The 20,210-nt window shown below is 33.4% G+C and carries 26 protein-coding genes and 1 tRNA gene; 7 read left to right on the forward strand and 20 right to left on the reverse strand.

Going from position 1 to position 20,210, the window contains the following annotated elements:
• The first annotated feature begins 86 nt into the window (after positions 1 to 86).
• On the forward strand, positions 87 to 1,187 hold the full coding sequence (locus KAOT1_RS12400) for a DUF4407 domain-containing protein (RefSeq protein ID WP_007095168.1): 1,101 nt from the start codon (positions 87 to 89) through the stop codon (positions 1,185 to 1,187).
• Here KAOT1_RS12400 and KAOT1_RS12405 read toward each other — a convergent pair.
• The 10 genes from KAOT1_RS12405 to KAOT1_RS12445 form a co-directional block, all read right to left on the reverse strand.
• Positions 1,184 to 1,408 (reverse strand): hypothetical protein, encoded by a 225-nt coding sequence (locus KAOT1_RS12405; RefSeq protein ID WP_007095169.1) that lies wholly within the window; start codon positions 1,406 to 1,408, stop codon positions 1,184 to 1,186. The genes KAOT1_RS12400 and KAOT1_RS12405 overlap by 4 nt on opposite strands.
• 124 nt (positions 1,409 to 1,532) lie before the next feature.
• On the reverse strand, positions 1,533 to 2,252 hold the full coding sequence (locus tag KAOT1_RS12410) for a LytR/AlgR family response regulator transcription factor (protein WP_007095170.1): 720 nt from the start codon (positions 2,250 to 2,252) through the stop codon (positions 1,533 to 1,535).
• A 12-nt stretch (positions 2,253 to 2,264) separates the two neighbouring features.
• On the reverse strand, positions 2,265 to 2,588 hold the full coding sequence (locus tag KAOT1_RS12415) for a hypothetical protein (protein ID WP_007095171.1): 324 nt from the start codon (positions 2,586 to 2,588) through the stop codon (positions 2,265 to 2,267).
• A 1-nt stretch (position 2,589) separates the two neighbouring features.
• Positions 2,590 to 4,653: a PAS domain S-box protein gene (locus tag KAOT1_RS12420; protein WP_007095172.1), complete on the reverse strand. Its 2,064-nt coding sequence runs from the start codon at positions 4,651 to 4,653 to the stop codon at positions 2,590 to 2,592.
• Positions 4,654 to 4,797: 144 nt separating this feature from the next.
• Positions 4,798 to 5,208: a response regulator gene (locus KAOT1_RS12425; RefSeq protein WP_007095173.1), complete on the reverse strand. Its 411-nt coding sequence runs from the start codon at positions 5,206 to 5,208 to the stop codon at positions 4,798 to 4,800.
• A gap of 147 nt (positions 5,209 to 5,355) precedes the next feature.
• Positions 5,356 to 5,637, reverse strand: a complete 282-nt coding sequence (locus KAOT1_RS12430) for a DUF1272 domain-containing protein (protein ID WP_007095174.1) — start codon at positions 5,635 to 5,637, stop codon at positions 5,356 to 5,358.
• 11 nt (positions 5,638 to 5,648) lie between these two features.
• On the reverse strand, positions 5,649 to 6,020 hold the full coding sequence (locus KAOT1_RS12435) for an MmcQ/YjbR family DNA-binding protein (RefSeq protein WP_007095175.1): 372 nt from the start codon (positions 6,018 to 6,020) through the stop codon (positions 5,649 to 5,651).
• 67 nt (positions 6,021 to 6,087) lie between these two features.
• On the reverse strand, positions 6,088 to 6,225 hold the full coding sequence (locus KAOT1_RS22945) for a hypothetical protein (RefSeq protein WP_007095176.1): 138 nt from the start codon (positions 6,223 to 6,225) through the stop codon (positions 6,088 to 6,090).
• 193 nt (positions 6,226 to 6,418) lie between these two features.
• A complete protein-coding gene (locus tag KAOT1_RS12440) occupies positions 6,419 to 7,033 on the reverse strand; it encodes a DUF4230 domain-containing protein (protein ID WP_007095177.1) in 615 nt (204 codons plus the stop codon).
• Positions 7,034 to 7,145: 112 nt separating this feature from the next.
• The gene (locus KAOT1_RS12445) at positions 7,146 to 7,406 is read right to left on the reverse strand and encodes a hypothetical protein (RefSeq protein WP_007095178.1); all 261 of its coding nucleotides are present in this window, start codon (positions 7,404 to 7,406) and stop codon (positions 7,146 to 7,148) included.
• Between the two features lie 135 nt (positions 7,407 to 7,541).
• Here KAOT1_RS12445 and KAOT1_RS12450 point away from each other — a divergent pair, with 135 nt between their 5' ends.
• Positions 7,542 to 7,937, forward strand: a complete 396-nt coding sequence (locus KAOT1_RS12450) for a hypothetical protein (RefSeq protein WP_040559525.1) — start codon at positions 7,542 to 7,544, stop codon at positions 7,935 to 7,937.
• Positions 7,938 to 8,187: 250 nt separating this feature from the next.
• Positions 8,188 to 8,580 (forward strand): hypothetical protein, encoded by a 393-nt coding sequence (locus tag KAOT1_RS12455; protein WP_040559527.1) that lies wholly within the window; start codon positions 8,188 to 8,190, stop codon positions 8,578 to 8,580.
• Here the strand turns inward: KAOT1_RS12455 and KAOT1_RS12460 are convergent, their stop codons facing one another.
• From KAOT1_RS12460 to ruvC, 4 genes are all read right to left on the reverse strand, one after another.
• Positions 8,581 to 9,330: a cyclase family protein gene (locus KAOT1_RS12460; RefSeq protein ID WP_007095181.1), complete on the reverse strand. Its 750-nt coding sequence runs from the start codon at positions 9,328 to 9,330 to the stop codon at positions 8,581 to 8,583. It abuts the gene before it with no gap.
• Between the two features lie 76 nt (positions 9,331 to 9,406).
• A complete protein-coding gene (hemW, locus tag KAOT1_RS12465; RefSeq protein ID WP_040559529.1) occupies positions 9,407 to 10,531 on the reverse strand; it encodes a radical SAM family heme chaperone HemW in 1,125 nt (374 codons plus the stop codon).
• A gap of 17 nt (positions 10,532 to 10,548) precedes the next feature.
• Complete coding sequence (locus KAOT1_RS12470; RefSeq protein ID WP_007095183.1) at positions 10,549 to 10,836, reverse strand: hypothetical protein; 288 nt, start codon at positions 10,834 to 10,836, stop codon at positions 10,549 to 10,551.
• 50 nt (positions 10,837 to 10,886) lie between these two features.
• Positions 10,887 to 11,441, reverse strand: a complete 555-nt coding sequence (gene ruvC / locus KAOT1_RS12475) for a crossover junction endodeoxyribonuclease RuvC (RefSeq protein WP_085956382.1) — start codon at positions 11,439 to 11,441, stop codon at positions 10,887 to 10,889.
• Positions 11,442 to 11,508: 67 nt separating this feature from the next.
• Between ruvC and KAOT1_RS12480 the strand changes: the two genes are divergently transcribed.
• From KAOT1_RS12480 to KAOT1_RS12490, 3 genes are all read left to right on the forward strand, one after another.
• The gene (locus KAOT1_RS12480; protein WP_007095185.1) at positions 11,509 to 12,492 is read left to right on the forward strand and encodes a lysylphosphatidylglycerol synthase domain-containing protein; all 984 of its coding nucleotides are present in this window, start codon (positions 11,509 to 11,511) and stop codon (positions 12,490 to 12,492) included.
• Positions 12,489 to 13,616 carry a glycosyltransferase family 2 protein gene (locus KAOT1_RS12485; protein ID WP_007095186.1) on the forward strand — a complete coding sequence of 376 codons (1,128 nt, stop codon included), beginning with the start codon at positions 12,489 to 12,491 and terminating at the stop codon, positions 13,614 to 13,616. The genes KAOT1_RS12480 and KAOT1_RS12485 overlap by 4 nt, the downstream gene beginning before the upstream one ends.
• Before the next feature lie 68 nt (positions 13,617 to 13,684).
• Positions 13,685 to 14,431 (forward strand): Bax inhibitor-1/YccA family protein, encoded by a 747-nt coding sequence (locus KAOT1_RS12490; RefSeq protein ID WP_007095187.1) that lies wholly within the window; start codon positions 13,685 to 13,687, stop codon positions 14,429 to 14,431.
• A 97-nt stretch (positions 14,432 to 14,528) separates the two neighbouring features.
• Here KAOT1_RS12490 and KAOT1_RS12495 read toward each other — a convergent pair whose 3' ends face one another.
• The 4 genes from KAOT1_RS12495 to KAOT1_RS12510 are packed head-to-tail and all read right to left on the reverse strand — an operon-like array spanning position 14,529 to position 18,071.
• Positions 14,529 to 15,023 (reverse strand): hypothetical protein, encoded by a 495-nt coding sequence (locus tag KAOT1_RS12495; RefSeq protein WP_007095188.1) that lies wholly within the window; start codon positions 15,021 to 15,023, stop codon positions 14,529 to 14,531.
• 44 nt (positions 15,024 to 15,067) lie between these two features.
• Entirely contained in the window at positions 15,068 to 16,210 is a 1,143-nt protein-coding gene (locus KAOT1_RS12500; RefSeq protein ID WP_007095189.1) for a tetratricopeptide repeat protein, read from the reverse strand.
• 5 nt (positions 16,211 to 16,215) lie between these two features.
• Positions 16,216 to 17,706 (reverse strand): M56 family metallopeptidase, encoded by a 1,491-nt coding sequence (locus KAOT1_RS12505; protein ID WP_007095190.1) that lies wholly within the window; start codon positions 17,704 to 17,706, stop codon positions 16,216 to 16,218.
• Complete coding sequence (locus tag KAOT1_RS12510) at positions 17,703 to 18,071, reverse strand: BlaI/MecI/CopY family transcriptional regulator (RefSeq protein ID WP_007095191.1); 369 nt, start codon at positions 18,069 to 18,071, stop codon at positions 17,703 to 17,705. The genes KAOT1_RS12505 and KAOT1_RS12510 overlap by 4 nt, the downstream gene beginning before the upstream one ends.
• Before the next feature lie 137 nt (positions 18,072 to 18,208).
• Between KAOT1_RS12510 and KAOT1_RS12515 the strand changes: the two genes are divergently transcribed.
• Positions 18,209 to 18,709 (forward strand): DUF456 domain-containing protein, encoded by a 501-nt coding sequence (locus KAOT1_RS12515; RefSeq protein ID WP_007095192.1) that lies wholly within the window; start codon positions 18,209 to 18,211, stop codon positions 18,707 to 18,709.
• A gap of 381 nt (positions 18,710 to 19,090) precedes the next feature.
• Here KAOT1_RS12515 and KAOT1_RS12520 read toward each other — a convergent pair.
• Positions 19,091 to 19,164 (reverse strand) — tRNA-Asp (locus KAOT1_RS12520).
• A gap of 86 nt (positions 19,165 to 19,250) precedes the next feature.
• Entirely contained in the window at positions 19,251 to 20,180 is a 930-nt protein-coding gene (locus KAOT1_RS12525) for a DUF58 domain-containing protein (protein ID WP_007095193.1), read from the reverse strand.
• Positions 20,181 to 20,210: the final 30 nt, after the last annotated feature.

The raw sequence follows: 20,210 nt of genomic DNA on the forward strand, positions 1-20,210 counted from the left end.
TTATTCTTATAAAATAAGCCACTTTTTTTTGTAACATTTCTATAAAATCTGCGTTCTTATAGTATCATCATTCAAAAAACTATCTTATGTTAAAACGTTTTTTTCTCGTCTGTTCGGGCGTTGACCTCAACCTCGTACGCGAATGTAGCGACGGCGAACAAACTAAATACGCAGGTATTGGCGCTACCGTATTTTTTACAGCCTTAATGGCTTTTATAGCAAGCGGTTACGCTTTGTATACCGTTTTTGACAATCCGTATACAGCCATCGGTTTTGGACTGATTTGGGGATTATTGATTTTTAATTTAGACCGATTTATCGTTTCTACACTTCGTAAAAAAGATGATAAGTTTGCTGAATTTCTCCAAGCAACTCCAAGAATTATTTTGGCAGTGATTATCGCAATTGTCATTTCAAAGCCTTTGGAATTGAAGATTTTTGAGAAAGAAATCAATCAAGTTTTGTTGGAACAAAAAAACGAATTGACACTTTCCAATAAGACACAAATTGCACAACAATTTACACCTGAAATTGAACAAATTACCCAAGATATTACAGAACTCAAAGCAGAAGTCACTGCAAAAGAAGTAGCAGTAAACGACTTGTACGAAACCTACATTGCAGAAGCTGAAGGTAGAAAAGGTACCGAGTTGATCGGAAAAGGACCTGTTTATAAAGAAAAACGAGAAAAACATGATACTGCGTTGCAAGAATTACAAACTTTGCGAACTGAAAACAGTGAAAAAATAGCCGCAAAAGAATTAGCAATTGCCAATTTGATCGAAAAACAAAAAGAACAAGAAGCTAATACACAACCTATTATTGACGGATTTGATGGTTTGATGGCACGTGTTAATGCACTTGGCGAGTTACCGTGGCTTCCTTCATTTTTTATCTTTTTATTGTTTTTAGCAATAGAAACCTCGCCTATTTTCGCAAAATTATTTACTTCAAAAGGCGAATATGATTTGAAACTTCAAGACGCAGAAGATGCTGTTAAAACTTGGGTTGAACAGAAAGTACATCAACGAAAAACATTACTAGAAACAGATACGTCCCTTAATAATAAAGTGTATACTGACATCGCTGAGGAGGAAGACGCATACAACTACAAGCGAAAAAAAGCGCGCGAATTGATGCAACTACAAGCAGATGCCTTTTTTAATTTACAGAAAAAACAATTTTAAGACATCATACTTTTTAAGTGCTTTATCATTCGTTGTTGTGCTCTGGCTTGTGCGGTTTGCAAACTGCTTGCAAATTCACTTTCGGCAACGGCACGATAAAGTACTTTACCGTTTTTGTAGACAATCCACCAATATTTGCTTTCTTGTATGTATTCGGCTTTTAAATGATATCCATCTTCGGTAATGACTTCTTTAAATTTTTTATTTCCTTTCCATTTCATAGATAAGTAGGTTTTTTAGGAAGTAAAAATTAATAAATTTATAGCACATATTCCATATTTGTGACGCTAAATGTTCTAAAGGTCAGATGAATGAATATAAAAGTTACAATAAGTGTTCTGAGAATTAAAGTAAATTTAGACGTTTCATAAGCTCTTTCCTGTTGGCTCTACTTACAGGAATAACGTCTTGTTTTATCAATACACTATTGTCTTCAATATCTACAATTTTTGTTGTGTTAATGATGTATGAACGATGTACTTTTAGGAATAAATGTGTAGGGAGCTTTTCCTCTATTTTTTTAAGTGTAGAATGTACTACGTAGTTTTTGTCTTCTGCTTTGATCTTGATATAATCACCTTTCGCTTCAATGAGACAAATGTCTGGAACGTTGATTTTTACCAGACGACGATCAATATTTACATATAAATCGTTGCCTACTGTAGCCGTATCTTCGTCATTTGGTTGTAATGGTTCTTCAATTTTATTGGCGACACTTCTATCTTTTATACGATCTACAGCTTTTGCAAAGCGTTCAGGCGTAATTGGTTTTACCAAATAATCTACCACACAATCGTACTCAAAAGCATCTAATGCAAAGTTTCTATCGGAAGTTGTGAGAATGATTAACGGAGGATTTTTTAACGTTTGGATAAAGTCAAAACCAGAAAATGTTGGCATGTGAATGTCTAAAAAAATCAGATCAACAGTATTGTTGTTTAAATATTTTATGGCATCAATAGCATTTTCAAATTCTTCAGCAACCGTAAGTGCTTCAATTTTTTTGCACAATTGCTTGGTTATTGCTCTTGCTGCTGCTTCATCGTCTACAATTATACTTTTCATAAGTAGGTAGGCTTAAATTGTCGTTAAAAATTTTTCCATGTTTTGCAAAATACTTAAAAATGTATCATAACGTTTGGGATCGCCATTTTTGAGTTCTTCTTCAAAAGCTATTGCAAAGTCATAACTTTTTTCGAGTCCCAAAATACTAATTTTATGTTTAATTTTATGCACATGCGCTGCTGAATTTTGATAGTTTTTCTGTTGCACACTTTCCATAAAGGCTTCTTTTTCTTTGGGAAGTTCTTTTTTTAGAATGGCAATTAAGCTTGCTTCAAAATCGGCATCTCCGTCTGCAAGCTCTTTTATATACGATAGGTTTGGTGTATCTAACTGCATGTTATTTTTTGAGTTTAAAGAAGAATGTAGTTCCTTTTCCTTCTTCAGATTCTAGGTATATTTCTCCATTATATAGTTCTATAATTTTTTTTACGATAGATAAGCCAATTCCTGTTGATTTCCCTTTTCTACCAAGTGTTTCAAAAATTTTGAAGATTTTATCGTGATACGATTTTGCAATTCCAACACCATTATCTGATACAGAAAATTTCCAATAGTGTTTTAGTTCTTTGAAAGTAACTTCTACTTTTCCTTCTTCTTTGTCAATATAATTGATCGCATTACTTATCAAGTTTTGAAATAATTGTTTGATGCGCGTTTTATCAGCATTAATTTTTGGTAATTTTTCAGGATAGCTGAATTTGATATGTTCTGGAATGTACAGGATGGTTTGTATTTCTTTCAATACTTCACTGACATCTACTTCTTGTTGACTGAGTGTATATTTGTCGCTTACGCTAGAATAGCGCAGAATTCCATCAATTAAAGCATCCATTTGCTCTAGTTTATTATTGAGCTTGTCAAAGGTTTCGTTGGCGTCTTCATCCAAAACATCTTCGTAATCTTCCTGAAACCAAGAGATCAACGCATTGATGCTTCGCAATGGCGATTTTAAGTCGTGTGATACAATGTGCGCAAAGTCACGCAATTCTTTGTTACTGCGTTTTAAGTTTTCTAGCAGTTCTTTGTTTTGACTTTCCGCTTCTATTCTACGTTCTAAGTTTACAGCATTTGTCAACTGAATTGACACAAGATTCGCTACGTTTTTTAGCAAGCGTAAATGTTCTTTAGTAAAGAAGTTTTTAGCAGAATTTTCAGAATCAATCACACCAACTACTTTTTCTTCTATAATAATAGGAACGGTAATTTCGGAATAGCGCCTTTTGTCATCAACCACATAACGTGGATCTTTGCTCGTATCGTGTACCAACTCAGCTTTTCCTGTAAGTGCGACATCACCAACAATTCCTTTTCCAAACGGAATGTAAAGCTTGTCAATTATTTCTTTGTTTTCATCAACTTTTGCTCCGTAACCCGCAATTTGCTCTAAGATATTTTCTTCTTTGTTTACCAAATACACCACACAATCTTCAAATTCTAAATCGCGCGCCGTAACGTTGGCAATTTCCCAAGCAATGTCGTGAATCGTAAGTTTTCCAATAAATGAACGCGTCAAGCTGTTTAATGTATTTAGCATTAAACGCCTTTTATGTTTCACAGTAACATCTTCAATAAAAGCAAGTTGGTATTTTATATTTCCAAAACTATCACGCACACCTGTAACGCTAGTTTTTGATATAAAAGTGGTTCCATCTTTTCGCTTGTAACGCTCTTTTAAACTGTATTGGTTTATTTCTCCTGCAATCATTTTGCTGTAGAGTCTTCTCGATTCTTCATGCGCTTCTTCTAAAGAAAGTTCATCGATAGGAATTCCTAAAAGTTCTTCTTCACTGTATTGCATTAACTTTTGGAAAGCGTTGTTGGTTTTGATGATTTTTCGATTTTGTGCTAGTACAATTCCAAAAGTAGAATGATCTACAATGGCGCCTAGCTGTTCTCGTTGTTCTTCAAAATCAACTGCATTTTCTTTTGCTGCGGTAATATCTCTTACAATGCCTTGCGCTGCAATAATTACTCCTTCTTCATTGTAAATTAAACTCGAATTGATTTGAACCCACTTTACTTCTTTGTTTTTTGTATAAATTCTGGCTTCATAGTTTTGAAAAAAACCATCTTCTATGAGTTTCGCAAAGGAATTCATGGCATATTCAAAATCGTCTCTGTAGATGATATTGACCACATTCAGTTCTTCTTTATTAATGTCATATCCGAAAAGCTTTTTGGCAGCTTCATTCATTTTAATGACATTTCCCATTGTGTCCATGACAATATAAGAGTCAAGAATATTCTCGAAGAATACAATGTGTTCTTGTATTTTCGACTGAAGTGCTTCGCGTACTTCTAGCAATTCGCTGGTGCGAGATAGCAGTAATTCTTCTGCTTTTTCGCGTGCTTTTTTTTCGTTCTGAAGTGCTAGTTCTAGGGCTTGAATCTTATCTTTCATTGAACGCAAATGTGGTTTCGAGGGATTTTGCGGATGAATATACTAAAAATCTTTATAGTTTTCGGTCAATTAACATAATTAACCGACGAATGACACTTATAAAGCTTTAGAAAAAGAAAATAGCGCGAAGAAGAAGTGTGATTTTTAGAAATTGATAACCTCGTTGACCATCCAATAATCAACAACACGTTGAATTTTTTTAATGTAATCTTCGTAACGTAATGGTTTTATAATGTAACCTGCAATTCCTAATTTGTAACTTTCTAACATGTCTTGATGGTTGTTAGAAGTAGTAACAATGATTGCTGGAATGTAGCGCAAATGCGAATCTTCTTTAAGTTCTTTAAGAAACTCTAGTCCATTCATCTTGGGCATATTTAAATCCAATAGAATGACATTAGGGAGCTCTTCTTTCTTTTTCAAGATTTCTAGTGCTTCCTCTCCGTTCCTAGCTTCAAGTATTCGATGTGTAAATCCTAATTTTTTTAAAGATTTTTTAAACTTCAATACTTCAATCTCGTCATCTTCGATAAATAAAAACGAAAGATTTTCCATCATTTGTATAACTTATATTTTTCAGCAATTAATTAGTAAATTTCCCTTTTATATACCAAATACAGTAGTTCTTTCGATTAAAATGAATTTAATAAGGGTTGAATGGTATTTTATGGCAGATTAATGGTTTTGAAAATTTAATCTTTTCTAATCATTTGCTGCTTTTATCTTCTTAACACGCTCATTATGTGCTACTAAATCTGTAGGATTGTACACACGTTTTGTACTTGTCGGATATTTTTTAAGCAGATTTTTTGGACGAATTGGACGTTTTGTAAAATTACCTCCACAGTTGGGACAAATATTTTGTAAAATAGTTGTTGCGCAGGTTTCACAATAGGTACATTCAAACGTGCAAATCATGGCTTCAGTTGAATTAAAAGGCAACTCTTTATTGCAATGCTCACAATTTGGACGAATTTCTAACATACATTTAATTCCTATTGATAGTTTGCCAATTCGGCTTTTTGCTTTTTGGTCATTCCTTTGATGACTAAACGATACGATTCGTCAATGAGTTCTTGAATAAAAGCATTTGATAATTCTCCTTGATGTAGTTCAACAGTGTTCCAATGTTTTTTACTCATATGAAAACCTGGTTTGATACTTTCATATTCGCCACGCAATTCTTCTGCTTTATCTGGATCACATTTTAGATTGACAGATGGTGTTCCTGATTCCCAACCTTTTAAAGAAGTTAGGGCAAACATTTTTCCCAAGACTTTAAAAACTAATACATCTTCATCAAAAGGAAATGTTTCTGTGACCGCTAGTTTTGAAATGCAATATTCTCGTAACAATTCGATATTCATCATACAAATTTGAAAACAAGATATAAAAAACTTGCCAATAATTTAGCGTAGCATTTCAATTTTGAAGTTATGCGTTGATATCAGAGCTATCACGCAATTCTTTAGTTTTAGTTTTCCCTTTTGCTCCTGTTTTTTGAATTGGTGCAATATCTAGGCTTACAAGAACATCATTTAGATAATAAACTACTTTATCGATTAGTGACATCTTATTGTTATTTTTAGGTTGTTGCAAATATACAGTAAGAATGTGTAAAAGCAGGTTAGGTTTTCTTTAAATCTATATAAAATTTCGATAAAATACGGCTTTGCAAGTTGAATCGCCTATAAAACTAGTAGGGAAATCAAAATCCATCTACAAAATCATAACTTTCAATTAGTTACAATAGTTTCAAAATTGACTAATTGTTTTTAAGGTATGAGATATCTTCTTCAGGCAATGTTATTTCCGAATAATCCAATTTCCAACCAATAGTTTGCACAATTTTTTCGATGATTAGTATTGCATCTAGTGCTTCTTTTTTGGCAGATTCTATCAACCCACTTTCGGGAACTCTATCAATAATATGTTGTTTTGCTTCCTTATTGAGTTTGGTTAAATCTTCAGCGCCAAACTTGTTGAGCAAACCATCTTTTTTATCATAATAGGTAAAATCAGTTTCTACCGTTAGAATTTCTGGTTGTGGAAAATGGATGAGTTTGATACTCTTATTATCTTTGTTTGCTTCCAAACGCAACTTTTTTAAATCATATCCTACACTGGCTTTTGCTTTGATAACAATAAGTGCACGTTTTTTACTTGAAATCATACGTAAAAAATGTGCAGATCGATCTTCATAATGATATATCTCGCTAAAATCACCTTCTACTGTTGTGAGTTTGCAAACACTTTTAATTTTATCAAGCAATAAATGTGATTGACGCTTAGTGCGCTTTTCTGATTGTTTTTTACCGACGAAATCATAAACAAAGTATGAAACAATTCCTCCGATTAATACTGCTAAAACTATATCCATATACGAGCATTTACAATAACCATACCTGATTATTTCGCTGGTAAATTTACAGTATTTTTAATTAAAACGATACTGCAACGCCTGACGTGATGTAAAATATGACAACAACAACTTACGTTATGCCTAATATTCGATTTCTTGCTTCTGTAGTTTCTTTAATGTCTTCCTGCGTACGAACAAACAACTCAATGATTGCATTTTCAATATCTTCATTTTCATTTAATCCATTAAATACATTTCGAATCATTGAGGAGCCATAAGGCTTACCATTTCTGCTCGTTATTTTTTTCTCTTTTAATATTTTTAGAACACCTTCTGTGTAATGATATCCCAAAACTTCTTTTAATTTTTTACGTTGTTCCTTTCTTATCATATGTAGCTAATAGTTTATATATAATTTACAATTGCTATATTTGTGTCGATTTTATGACACACTTTATAGACTGACAGTATAATATTACAAACTATTTTCTACATAAAGAAACTTTATATAGAATAATTTCCTAAAATGATGAAAATAATCGACAGAATAATCCTCTTTGTTAAGCACAAAAATTTGAGCATGCGTGCCTTTGATATCTCAATAGGTGTAGGAAATGGATATACGAGCAAGCAATCGAAATCAGGTGGTTCTGTAGGTAGCGATGTCCTAGAGAAGATTATCGATACGTATCCCGATTTGAGTCCGCTGTGGCTCATTACTGGAAAAGGTGATATGATTATTGACGTAGATCGTGTGGAAGAACCTGTTCCTGATTACGGAAAGTCAATGGATGAAATTCTAGAATATAAAATTGAGCGCATCGTAAAACGACAACTTCAAGCATTTAGCGATAAGCTGGAAAATTTCCCTACGCTGGAAGAAATCAGCAAAGAAATTCAGAAAAACTTAAAAGGAGCATAATTCGTTTTCTTACAAGGGCTGCAAAGTAACTTTTATTTCTACAGAAAACAGATATTTTCAAAAATATTGAGAATCAACGGTATACAATTCCTGTCTTTTCAGAAAAAATTCTATATCGCAATTAAAAATTATGTATATTTATAGTCGCTTCATTTGTGCTGATTTACTGTCAGTTTAAGTGACGTTTTGCAAATTACCAATACTATTTTCTATGAAAAACCTCTATTTCATGGTTTAATTTCTATATAAAATGAAAATAATCGATAGAATAATCATCTTTATCAAGCATAAAAATATGAGCATGCGCTCCTTCGATATGTCAATAAAAGTGGGCAATGGCTACACAAGTAAGCAATCAAAATCTAACGCTTCTATTGGAAGTGATGTTTTAGAGAGAATAATCGATACGTATCCTGAGCTAAATCCGCTTTGGCTTATTACAGGTAAAGGAGACATGATTTTAGATGTTAATAGTTCTGGAGAGCCACTTCCCGATTACGGTAAATCTATTGATGAAATTCTCGAAAATAAAATCAAACGTATTGTGCAAGAGCAATTGAAAGATTTTAGCGAAAAACTAGAATCATTTCCAACGTTAGATCAAATCAGCAAAGAGATTCAGAAAAACTTAAAAGGGAATTAATTATTTTACAATTTTATATAAAATAGGTTTGCTCGGCGTTGCATCATTCTCAAATGGTGCAATTTGAATGTTTACATAGTACGCGCCATCTTTTATGCTATTTGCTACATAGATAAATTCTGTAATCGTAGCATCCATGCGCATGTTTCCCGAAGTATTCCAAAATGCATTGTGCGCCAACAATTTGCCTTCATCTTTTTCTTTATCAATACTTGGCAAATCGATCAATAAATGTTTGATTCCTTTTTCACGAAGATATATTGCTGCAGCTTCTTCTAAATATGGTGGATTTGTGTGTGAATATTGCTTATGTTGCTTGTCTTTAAAATTTGGCAACGTTCTCACAACAATTGCTTCCCGTTTTTTGTTTCCAATAACATGTTGTAATTGCTTTTTTGAAATTACATAATCATCTTGGCTTCTTTCAGGAACAACCGTAACAACCTCAGCATAAAAGAAAAATTGTTTTAAATGCTGATTTACCGAATGTACTTCTTCCGTAATATGACCAACACATTCTGTATGTGTTCCGTGCGCATGTGGATTGAAACTGATATTGTTAAAATTGACATCGCCGCCTTCTTTTACACTTCCAACCCAATTGTCAGAACGTACAGGAGAAATCTGTGGTTCATCCAAATACCAAGCATTTACGTTCTCTTTGGAAGCGCGCAACGGAATGGAAATGTCTAAAGGTTTTGATAAATCTATCTGATGTTTGGTCGTTTTACGTTGTATGGTACATATCATGCCGCAAAAATACAAATTGATTTTTCAAAGTTGAAGTGATTTGCTAAAAAGTGTTTTTAAATGTAAATCTTCTTTCTTAAACCTTAAAAAAATCAGCAGCAATTCCGTCACATAAAAATTTTCCTTTTTGTGTAGTTTTGATCGCTTCCGCAGAACATTGAATGGTGTTTTCTTCCAAATGTTGTTGGGCAATATGTTTTGTGTGTTGTAGATAGCTTTCGCCAAAATTTTCTTTGATGTATCCCAACGAAATTCCCCAAATGGTCCGCAAACCTGTCATCACATATTCGTTGTACTGATCGTCTTTTGAAAGCTTTTCAATAGTAAGTGGAAGAATATTTTCTTCAATGCTTTTTATGTATTTGGTATTGTTTGAAACATTCCAGCTACGTGTTTTGGTATCAAACGAATGTGCGCTTGGACCAATTCCGATGTATGTTGCGCCTTTCCAATAGGAAGTATTGTGTTTCGAAAAATAATTGGGTTTTCCAAAGTTGGAAATTTCATAATGCACAAAACCTTGTTTTTTGGTTGCAGAAACCAACTCGTTAAAATGTGCCAGCGATGCTTCTTCAGAAACATCTTTAACCTTTCCTTGTCGGATGAATTTTTCCAGCGCCGTTTTCGGTTCTACCGTAAGCGCATAACTTGATATGTGATTGATTCCGAAGTTAAAAACAGTTTCCAAATTTGTTTTCCATTGTTCCATAGTCATATTCGGCACACCGTAAATCAAATCGATGGTAATATTTTCAAAATACTTTGTGGCAATTTCCAGACACTTTTTAGCTTCTTCGCTATTATGCGCACGATTCATCAATTGCAAATGTGCTTCGTAAAACGACTGAATTCCAATACTTAACCGATTTATTGGAGACTTGGCAAGTTCTTTTATTTTGGCTTCCGTTACATCATCTGGGTTTGCTTCTAAGGTAATTTCTGGATCGGAACTAACTGAATAATTTTCATAAACAGTTTGTAAAATTGCCTGTATTTCTTCTAGCGAGAGCATGCTTGGTGTTCCGCCGCCAAAATAAATGGTTTCCACAGGTGTTTCTGCCAATTCTGCTTTGCGCAGTTGCAACTCTTTTTGCAAAGCATTTAACACACGATCTTTCTTCGCCAAAGATGTAGAGAAGTGAAAATCACAGTAGTGACATGCTTGTTTGCAAAATGGGATATGTATGTAAATTCCAGCGATAGCCTATTCGTATTTAATTAATCAGAACAACGCACTACCAAACGAACAATCACCAGAATGAATATGAGAATACTCAATACTGTTCTCCAAACTGGCACAGGTTTTTCATTGCCTTCACCCAAAATGTCTGCTTCTTGCATTGCTTTTCGTCCTGCAATCTTTTTTTCTTCTTCAATATCCTTTTTAAACTCTGGACAGGTGTCTATAAATGTTGGTTTTCGTCTAGTTAGACCGCAAATTATTCCTTCTGAGGAAGTGAAAGAACGATTTACACATTTTTTACAAAATTCTAATTGGTGGCTCATACAGTTTTTAGTGTTTTAGTAGATGGAAATATACAGAAATCATCTTAAAATTATTTTTTTACTCTTTTTTCGTTCTGTTTTACAAAACTTGCCCAACCTGAATAATTTTTTCCCACTTCTACCCTGCCTTCGTTATAAAAGTGACACACTGCCGCAGCTAAACCATCCGTAGAATCTAAGTTTTTTGGCAATGTTTTTAGTTGCAATAAGCTTTGTAGCATTTTGGCAACTTGCTCTTTGCTGGCATTTCCGTTTCCAGTAATTGCCATTTTTATTTTTTTGGGAGAATATTCTGTGATAGGAACTTCGCGAGACAAACCTGCAGCCATGGCAACACCTTGCGCACGACCAAGTTTCAACATGGATTGTACGTTTTTACCAAAAAAAGGAGCTTCAATAGCAATTTCGTCAGGATGATAGGTGTCAATCAATTCCACAGTGCGTTCAAAGATGAGTTTTAGCTTTAAGTAATGATCTTTGTATTTCTGCAATTGCAATTCGTTGAGTTGTAAAAAGTGCATTTTTTTACCCACTACTTTTATCAGTCCAAAACCCATAATGGTGGTTCCTGGATCAATTCCTAGAATGATTTTTTCTGTTTTTATCGCCTTTTTTTTCTGATTCATCTAATTTCAATCTATATCTCTGTTGCGAAATGCTTTTCTTTGTAGTATGCAGACTTCGGTATCTCACAAATCTAAGCAATTATTTGGCTTTGCTATAAAATTAGCCATTGTTATTGGCGCGGGTTATTTTATTTATGACAAGTTGATGCACAATTCGCAATTGGATTTTGATACGTTTGTTGCACAAGTAGAAGCTTCTCGACTGTTTTCGGTAACGACAATTTTTGTGCTGTGTTTGGCAACTTTTTTAAATTGGTTGATAGAAATCATCAAGTGGAAAACACTCGTAAAACATATCAAATTTATTTCAATTTGGGAAAGTACTGCGCATAGTTTGGGCGGATTGACCGCTTCGTTATTTACTCCAAATCGTATTGGCGAATATGGTGCCAAAGCCTTGTATTTTCCTAAATCGGAACGAAAGTATGTGTTTGGACTGAATTTTCTTGGAAATATAGCACAATTATTGACAACCGTTTTTTTCGGATTGATCGGATTTGCCTTTTTCGTAGTTGAATTTGGTGTCGAATTGCCTTGGCAGAAGATTGCTCGCATCAGCATTTTTGGAATTCTTTTTGGCGGAATATTTTTATTTGTAAGCAAGCAGAAACGATTTCAGATTAAAGGCTATTCATGGAAACGTTTGCATGATTTTATGCGGAATGTTTCTAGGGAAATTCATTTAAAAAATATGAGTTTTTCCATCATTCGCTATGTAATTTTTGCACATCAATTTTACTTTTTATTGCTTCTTTTCGGGTTCAATACTTCATATGTAACCATAATGAGTGCAATTACTGCCATGTACTTGATTACTTCTTTGATTCCGATGTTGTTTATTTTTGATGTTGTTGTAAAAGGAAGTGTTGCGGTTTGGCTATTTGGATTTTTGAATGTTCCTGAATTATCAATTCTTTCAGTAGTATTGCTGATGTGGATTTTCAATTTTGTTATTCCGAGTATTTTTGGAAGCTATTTTGTACTGAATTTTAATCCTGCGATCGTAGCAGAAAAATCTGTAATTACATGATCGTTGGAATTTTTTGTGCAGTTCTTACTTGTTATGTTTTGCTTATTTTAAGTTTGATGTATGGTTTTTGGAAATTACCCAAGATCAAACAACAACATATCGCTTCAACAGTAGATTTTTCGGTGATTATTCCGTTTCGAAACGAAGCGACACATTTACCAAAATTATTACAATCTATTGCACATTTAAAGTATCCAATTCCGAAGATGACTTTTTGGTTTGTTGATGATGCTTCTGAAGATGATTCTTGCAAAATCATTGAACAATTCCGCAAAGAACATTCAACATTCAACATTTATATTTTACAGAATAAACGCGTTTCCAATTCGCCAAAAAAAGACGCGATTACTACCGCAATTTCACAAATACAAAGTGATTGGATTATCACCACAGATGCCGATTGTATGTTACCAATGAACTGGCTTGCGTTTTTCAATCAGGAGATTGCCATAAAACAGCCAAAAATGATTGCTGCGCCAGTTACGTATCAAAAAACAACTTCGTTTTTTAGTTATTTTCAATTGCTTGATTTTTTAAGTTTACAAGGAACCACGATGGGAAGTTTTGGCTTGCAACTTCCGTTTATGTGTAATGGTGCGAATTTGGCGTATCAAAAAGAAGCTTTTTTGGAAGTACACGGATTTTCAGGAAATGATACGATTGCGAGTGGTGACGATGTTTTTTTGCTGGAAAAATTCATTCAAAAATGGCCAAAAAAAGTTGTGTACTTAAAAACAAAAAGTGCATTGGTACACACTTACGCTGTAAATACGTTTAAAGAATTGGTTTCGCAACGCATGCGCTGGGCTTCTAAAAGTGCCAATTATACGCTTCTGAGAGGAAAACTTATTGGAGTTTTGGTGCTACTTATGAATCTTCTTTTTTGCATACTTCCATGTTTGGTATTTACTTCGGTTTCGTGGAAATTCCTTCTTTGCGTTGCCGTTTTAAAAATTCTTATTGATAGTTTTTTATTGGCACAAACACTACATTTTACACAGCAAAAATTCAAGTTTTTCTACTTTCTATTCAGTACGTTATTGTATCCGTTTTTCACGATTTTTATCTTCCTAAAATCGTTAGTTTCTACGTATACTTGGAAGAATCGCGTGTTTAAGAAATAATCATTTTCGTGATAAAATCATGAACCTAAAGTATATTTTTTATTAGTATTTTTAACAAAAATCAACATATGAGTTTATTCGGATTGTCAACTTCAAATCCTGCATTTACTGGTTATTTTTGGAAGAATTCTAGACAACAGAAAGCACGTGGAAAAATGTCACTTCGTGGTGTCGTTTTGAAATCTATTTTTTGTTTGCTCTTGGTTTGTTTGACAGCCGCCGTGATGTGGAAATTATTTTTTGATGGTGTTGAAATTAAATGGTTTACTACTGGTGGCATTTTAATTGCGATTGTTTGTAGTATTTTAATTTCTGTAAAACGCGAATGGGTTTTGCCACTTACTATTGTGTATGCGCTTGCAAAAGGTGTTTTTATTGGCGGATTTAGCGCATATATCCACAAAAGTTATCCAAATTTACCGTTTCAAGCTGTGATTGTTACTATGGCTACTTTTTTCATCATGCTGCTGTTGTATGTGACAAGGATTATTAAAGTGACTCAAAAATTTAAAAGTGTCGTGATTACAGTGACAACCGTGATTTTTATCATTTACATTACTTCTTTTATTTTACGTTTTTTCGGAATTGTTATTTCTTTTCTTTGGGATAGTTCTTGGTTTGCCATTATTTTTAATATTGTTGTCGCCATTTTTGCTGCTTTGAGCTTGCTTCTTGATTTTGACTATATAGATCGGTATGTTGGAAAAGCCAAAAAACATTATGAATGGTTTACCACTTGGGGATTATTGGTTACGATTATTTGGTTGTATGTGGAAGTGTTGCGACTGTTGCGAAAGTTGGCAGTGCGATCTTAGGAATTGTGTTTTGTTTTTTGTGGGTTTGTTATTTGAAAAAATAATCAGGCTTACAACAAAGAACAAAACACAAAGAACAAAAAAACACAGCATAAACCTACTCCTTTACATTCAGAATGATTGGCAATATAAATTTTGTAGTTACAGGAATACCTCTTTTGTTTGCTGCGGAAGCTTTTGGCAAGTTGTTGATGCTTGCATGAATCAGACTGTCTAAATTTGGCAAATGTTCTCCTGTTACCACTTTTTTGTTGATACTTTCAATGTTAATGATTCCCAAAGTATCTATTTGTAATGCAACTTGAATGGTGTCTTGAATGTTTTTTGAAACAGTAAAGTCATTTTGCGATAAATGCTCGTAAATTTGATTCGTTAGCGTTTCAAAAAAGCAATTTTTCTGTGCTTCTTTTTCTAGATGATCGCAACTTGCAAACGACGGAAATTCATCTACTGTATCCAAATCAATACTCTGTTTTTCCTGTGCTACAATCGTTTCTTCTTTTACTACAGAACGATTGATAAAGTCACAAGAAACACAAACTACGAGCAATAGAGAATATGTAAATAGTCGTTTCATCAGTACAAATATCATGAAAAATACGACTTTTAGCCATTTTGTGATAATTTTCCGTTCTTTTATTCTGATTTTAAGTGAATTTCCTCTTTGAGTTCACGAATTCGCGTCTTGACAATATTTTGCATTTCGATTTTCGCTTTGGGGAATTTTTCTAGGAAACGCTCGTACATTTTTAGCTTTTGTTTTAAGTCAGCATAGTAATTGTCTGCACACAATGCCAATTGAAATTGTGCCGCTTCATAGTCTGGATTTTCATCCAACGCCATTTTAAAAAGTTTGATGGCTTTTCCATGTTCTTTTCGATCAAAATGCACCAATCCTAAAATATAATAATCGCCCGAAGGATCTGTCATTTTCCCTAGAATTGCTTGCGAAGCATGATGTTCTGCTTTTTTCATTGCTACATCTTGATAGTACAGTTTTGCCAATTGCGAATGGTAAAAGTAGTTGCCACGATCTCTTTTTAAAGCTTCTTCGTAATAGTTGATCGATTTCGTAATTTGTCGCACGCGATACGCACAAAATGCCGCTTTTTCATAGACATAACGTGTTGCTTTTTTTCGATGGATGAGTTTTTCAAACCATGCCAACGCTTTTCGATGTTCTTTGTATGCATAATATAGTTGCGCTTTAAAGCCAATAATTTTTACATCGTCTGCGTTGTTTTTTAAACCAACTTTTATGACAGCTTCTGCGTCCTCATACTTTTGAGTTTCCATGTAGTTTTTGATAAGCTTGTAACTACTTTTTTGGTGTTGCGAATCTAATGCAAAAGCTGTTTCGTATGCGTTTATAAAATCAGGTTGTAGTAATGCTTCTTTTGCTAATCCAATTTGATAGTGAAAGTTTGGGTTGAGTGTGTCTTTTTCCTTTAATTTTTCAAAGATTGCAAGCGATTTTTCTAGTTTTCCTGTCGAATACAAGAGCTTTCCATAATCATATAACACCAATACATTTTCTACATCTACTTCTAAGACCATTTCATAGCTTTTTATGGCCTTTTTCGTATTTCCTAAGGCTTTATAAGCTTTGGCGATTTGCGTATTGGTATAGCTTGTATTTTCAAGTTTATGGTAAGATTCAATGGCTTTGGAATAATTACCAATTTTGTATAAACTATCTGCCACAAATAAAGTCGAAGATTGCGCTCCGACTTTAGTTGTAATTATACAGATTGTAGCTATGAGAAGTATTCTAATCATACGTTTTATTGAATTTTAAATACAATAGGCAACATGTATTTTACGCTCACTGTTTTTCCATCTTTTTCTGCTGGTGTAAATTTTGGAAGACTTTTGATGACGCGTTCCGTTTCTTCTTTTAATACAGGATGTGGCGCTCTTGCAAAAACTTCTTTGATTTCTCCGTTTTCGTCTACGATAAATTTTACAAAAATTCTGTTTAATCCTTCCAAACCTGCTTCGTCTGCTTTCTTTGTATTAAAATTATGATTTACATGTATTTGCACTTTTTTAGAGAAACAATTTTTCAATTCTTCTAATGTTGCCAAACCTTCACAACCAGGAAAAACAGGCGCTTTATCAATCAATTTAAATTCTATAGCTTCTTGCTCTAGTTCGCTATAATTATTAACTTCAGCAATACTCTTTTTGCGAGCTTTAACGTATTCTTCGTATGAACGCATTTCACCCAAATTAGACTGGAGTTTTTCGTCTTGATCGCTTATTAAATTTGCTATTTCTTCAAGTAGTTGCGTTTGTTTTTCATATTGGCTTTCAGATAAAATTTGATTTTTTTCAAGATTTTCATTGAGTTGATTTAACTCTTTAACCAAATCTTGAAGTTGCGCCTTTTTCGCATTAGCATCAACGGTTTCTACTTTATCTTGCGAGTCTGTAATCGAGGTTTCTTCACAAGAAGTATAGAGTAAAGACATGATTAAAATTGGTACTAAAACTAGGTATTTTAGTTTTAAAATTTCTCGGGATTTCTGTTTTGTCAACATAATGATTCGTTTTTTTATTAATGAATGTTTAAAGAATTGATTGGTAAACGAAAAATGTTGTGTCTGAAAAACTTCAGCTAACAATTTTTCATAATAATCGGATTTATTTTTGTGTTTTACTACTGCCGCGTCAGCAATGTATTCGTGTAATTCTGAGATTCGTTTTTGGTAGATGTATACTAATGGATTAAACCAACACAAGATGCGTAAGATTTCGAAATACAATAAGTCTAATGAATGTTTTTCATGAACGTGTACCAATTCATGTGATAGAATATCGTCTATTTTTGTTTCTTCAATATCTTCTCCAATAAATACGTAGTTGAAGATGGAAAATGCCATGGTGCTTTTTGGTAAGGTAACAATTGTGTATTTGTCATACTTTATAAAGCGTCCTTTGAAACGCAAACGAAGTAATTGACCAATTTTATAGATAAATAAAATGCTACTTATCACAATGCCAATGATGAGAAACCAATTCCATACAGGTTCTATGGGAGCAACTGTTTTTTCTGGTGTCAACACAATTTCTGGCAACAGCACAACATATTCTTGCGGTACCGCTTTTTGAAAACTTTCTAGTTTTATAAACGGTAATGCAAACGAGATTAGCGAAGAACAGATTAAATATATTCGGTTCCAACTAAAAAAGGTTTCTTTTTTCAGAAATAGATCGTAACTGAGTAAAAATAAGAGCTGAAACGCAACGACTTTGATAAAATATGCAATCATGATTTCTTGTTATTTTTTTCGACTTCTTTGAGAATATCTTCCAATTCAGAAGTACTGATATCATTTTTTTGCATAAAAAACGATACCATACTTTTAAAAGATCCTTGAAAATAACCATTTACCAATTTTGAAATGGATTGATTGCTATATTCAGATTGTGCTAAAAGCGGAAAATATTCATGTCCTTTTCCCACTTTTTCATAACCTACAAATCCTTTACTTTCAAGAATTCGCACAATGGTAGAAACTGTATTGTAAGCTGGTTTTGAACCTTCAAAATTTTCAATGATGGTTTTGACATTTGCTTTTTCAAGTTTCCACAAAATTTGCATGATTTCTTCTTCTGCTTTTGTTAACTGCTTCATATATTCAATCGTATTTTTTCAACTAAATCTTTAGTTCAACGAAACAAATATAACTAAAAAATTAGTTTAAACTAATTTTTTAGTTGGAAATATTGTAACATTTTTTATTTCTATACGTCTTACTGAAAAATTGGGCTATGGATATTTTCTTAACGGTAATTGGTTTTTTCTTGATGCTTCTCGGCATTATTGGCAGTTTTTTGCCAGTGTTACCGGGACCAATTACAAGTTGGATAGGCTTACTTTTACTCTACTTAACAAAAGCTATTCCTAACGATTGGACATTTTTAGGAATTACTTTCGTTGTTGCATTGTTTGTTTTTATTTTGGATTATATTATTCCTGCGCTAGGTACAAAACGTTATGGCGGCAGTAAATATGGGATTTATGGAACAACCATCGGACTGATAATTGGATTGCTTTTCTTAGGACCTTTCGGAATCATTATTGGACCCTTTTTAGGCGCATTAATTGGTGAACTCGCTTTTGCTGAAAAAGATGCTTCTAGTGCTTTTAAAGCGGCTTTCGGATCATTTTTAGGCTTCTTATTCTCTACTTTTTTGAAATTTATTGTAGCATTGATTTATTTTGGCTTTTTCCTGAGTGATTTTTGGGAGTATCGAAGTGTGATTTTTTAGAAACCTTGGAGAGATTGTGGAATTTTAATTTTACTTCAGGATTAGTTCAACTAACAACTTTAAGTGCGTCCTTCAGACTGCTTGATATGAAATTCAATGAAAATTTGTGGGAATCAAAAAAAACTAGCGGAAAAATCATAAGGTACTGACATTCGTCAGGATTAACTCAACTTTCGATTTTCAATTCGTCCTTTGGACTTTTGAAAGCCGAGTTTCGTTAAAATAAAAAAGCATCCCTATTTTCAGTAAAGAAAAAAGGAAAGCTTTTCATTGGTTTAACTACTAAACCAAGGTAAATCAACGATTTACCTTAAACAACACAACTAAATCATTTTGCCAAAAAAAGCTTCTCCACGAAAGAGAAGCTTTCTGCAATTTTAGCGGTCTGGACGGGATTCGAACCCGCGACCCCATGCGTGACAGGCATGTATTCTAACCAGCTGAACTACCAAACCGTTGCTTGATTGCGGATGCAAATATACACTACAATTCTATTTATACAAACATATTTGAATAAAAATTCAATTTTTTTTTGACCTTATTATGCAAACTTTTGTCTTTCAACTAAATACGTTAGTAAAATTTTTTCAAAATTTTCGTTAATATCAGCCGCAACATACTTGATTCTGTATTGTGCACATTTCATTTTTAATCGTAAAAAATAGTCAGAAACCGCTTTTTGATAATTTTCTTGAACCGTATCTGCGTAAATATCGATATGTTCGCCCGATTCTACATCAATAAATCGTTTTGGCTTGTTGTCAAATTCGAAGTTTACTTCTTTTTCTGAATCAAATACATGAAATAAAATGACTTCATGTTTGTTGTATTTTAAATGTTGCAATGCTTCAAACAGTTTTTCGTCTTCTACGCCATCTTGAAACATGTCTGTAAAGAGGAAAATGAGGCTTCTACGGTGTATTTTCTCTGCAATTTGATGTAGATAGGTGTATGTGTCTGTTTTTTTATTGATTCGCTTTGTAGTGACTGTTTCGTCAAGGGCATTTAGTAACAATTGATGATGTCGCTCGCTTCCTTTTTCTGGCGCGTAAAAATCATAGTTATCTGAGTACACACTTAAACCGATAGCATCGCGTTGTTTTTTGAGAATGTTCATCAAAGAAGCGGTTGCCAATACAGAAAATGCAATTTTATTTAGGTTTTCTAACGAAGGTGTTTCTACTTCAGGATAATGCATAGAAGAAGAATTGTCAATGATAATGTGACAGCGCAAATTGGTTTCTTCTTCGTATTTTTTAGTGTATAATTTGTCCGTTTTTGCAAAAAGTTTCCAATCAATATGTTTGGTACTTTCACCAGCATTGTAAATTTTATGTTCGGCAAATTCCGCAGAAAAACCGTGAAATGGACTTTTATGCATTCCAGAAATAAATCCTTCTACTACTTGTTGTGCAAGCAGTTCTAAGTTTTTAAATCCTGAAGTTTTATTGAATTCTTGTTGTAAATTCACAAGCGTTTTATTTTTTGAGCATGTATTTTT

The organism is Kordia algicida OT-1, from assembly GCF_000154725.1.
In the GTDB taxonomy this organism is placed as follows: domain Bacteria; phylum Bacteroidota; class Bacteroidia; order Flavobacteriales; family Flavobacteriaceae; genus Kordia; species Kordia algicida.

Excerpts from the sequence above, each read along its gene's own strand:
- KAOT1_RS12425 (WP_007095173.1), bottom strand. The coding sequence starts at position 5,208 with ATGGAAAATCTTTCGTTTTTATTTATCGAAGATGACGAGATTGAAGTA.
- KAOT1_RS12440 (WP_007095177.1), bottom strand. The coding sequence starts at position 7,033 with ATGGATATAGTTTTAGCAGTATTAATCGGAGGAATTGTTTCATACTTT.
- KAOT1_RS12450 (WP_040559525.1), top strand. The coding sequence starts at position 7,542 with ATGATGAAAATAATCGACAGAATAATCCTCTTTGTTAAGCACAAAAAT.
- KAOT1_RS12500 (WP_007095189.1), bottom strand. The coding sequence starts at position 16,210 with ATGATTAGAATACTTCTCATAGCTACAATCTGTATAATTACAACTAAA.
- KAOT1_RS12460 (WP_007095181.1), bottom strand. The coding sequence starts at position 9,330 with ATGATATGTACCATACAACGTAAAACGACCAAACATCAGATAGATTTA.
- KAOT1_RS12410 (WP_007095170.1), bottom strand. The coding sequence starts at position 2,252 with ATGAAAAGTATAATTGTAGACGATGAAGCAGCAGCAAGAGCAATAACC.
- KAOT1_RS12510 (WP_007095191.1), bottom strand. The coding sequence starts at position 18,071 with ATGAAGCAGTTAACAAAAGCAGAAGAAGAAATCATGCAAATTTTGTGG.
- KAOT1_RS12505 (WP_007095190.1), bottom strand. The coding sequence starts at position 17,706 with ATGATTGCATATTTTATCAAAGTCGTTGCGTTTCAGCTCTTATTTTTA.
- KAOT1_RS22945 (WP_007095176.1), bottom strand. The coding sequence starts at position 6,225 with ATGTCACTAATCGATAAAGTAGTTTATTATCTAAATGATGTTCTTGTA.
- KAOT1_RS12480 (WP_007095185.1), top strand. The coding sequence starts at position 11,509 with ATGCAGACTTCGGTATCTCACAAATCTAAGCAATTATTTGGCTTTGCT.
- KAOT1_RS12445 (WP_007095178.1), bottom strand. The coding sequence starts at position 7,406 with ATGATAAGAAAGGAACAACGTAAAAAATTAAAAGAAGTTTTGGGATAT.
- KAOT1_RS12515 (WP_007095192.1), top strand. The coding sequence starts at position 18,209 with ATGGATATTTTCTTAACGGTAATTGGTTTTTTCTTGATGCTTCTCGGC.
- KAOT1_RS12400 (WP_007095168.1), top strand. The coding sequence starts at position 87 with ATGTTAAAACGTTTTTTTCTCGTCTGTTCGGGCGTTGACCTCAACCTC.
- KAOT1_RS12495 (WP_007095188.1), bottom strand. The coding sequence starts at position 15,023 with ATGATATTTGTACTGATGAAACGACTATTTACATATTCTCTATTGCTC.
- KAOT1_RS12420 (WP_007095172.1), bottom strand. The coding sequence starts at position 4,653 with ATGAAAGATAAGATTCAAGCCCTAGAACTAGCACTTCAGAACGAAAAA.
- KAOT1_RS12435 (WP_007095175.1), bottom strand. The coding sequence starts at position 6,020 with ATGAATATCGAATTGTTACGAGAATATTGCATTTCAAAACTAGCGGTC.
- KAOT1_RS12415 (WP_007095171.1), bottom strand. The coding sequence starts at position 2,588 with ATGCAGTTAGATACACCAAACCTATCGTATATAAAAGAGCTTGCAGAC.
- KAOT1_RS12485 (WP_007095186.1), top strand. The coding sequence starts at position 12,489 with ATGATCGTTGGAATTTTTTGTGCAGTTCTTACTTGTTATGTTTTGCTT.
- KAOT1_RS12455 (WP_040559527.1), top strand. The coding sequence starts at position 8,188 with ATGAAAATAATCGATAGAATAATCATCTTTATCAAGCATAAAAATATG.
- KAOT1_RS12490 (WP_007095187.1), top strand. The coding sequence starts at position 13,685 with ATGAGTTTATTCGGATTGTCAACTTCAAATCCTGCATTTACTGGTTAT.
- KAOT1_RS12405 (WP_007095169.1), bottom strand. The coding sequence starts at position 1,408 with ATGAAATGGAAAGGAAATAAAAAATTTAAAGAAGTCATTACCGAAGAT.
- KAOT1_RS12470 (WP_007095183.1), bottom strand. The coding sequence starts at position 10,836 with ATGAGCCACCAATTAGAATTTTGTAAAAAATGTGTAAATCGTTCTTTC.
- KAOT1_RS12430 (WP_007095174.1), bottom strand. The coding sequence starts at position 5,637 with ATGTTAGAAATTCGTCCAAATTGTGAGCATTGCAATAAAGAGTTGCCT.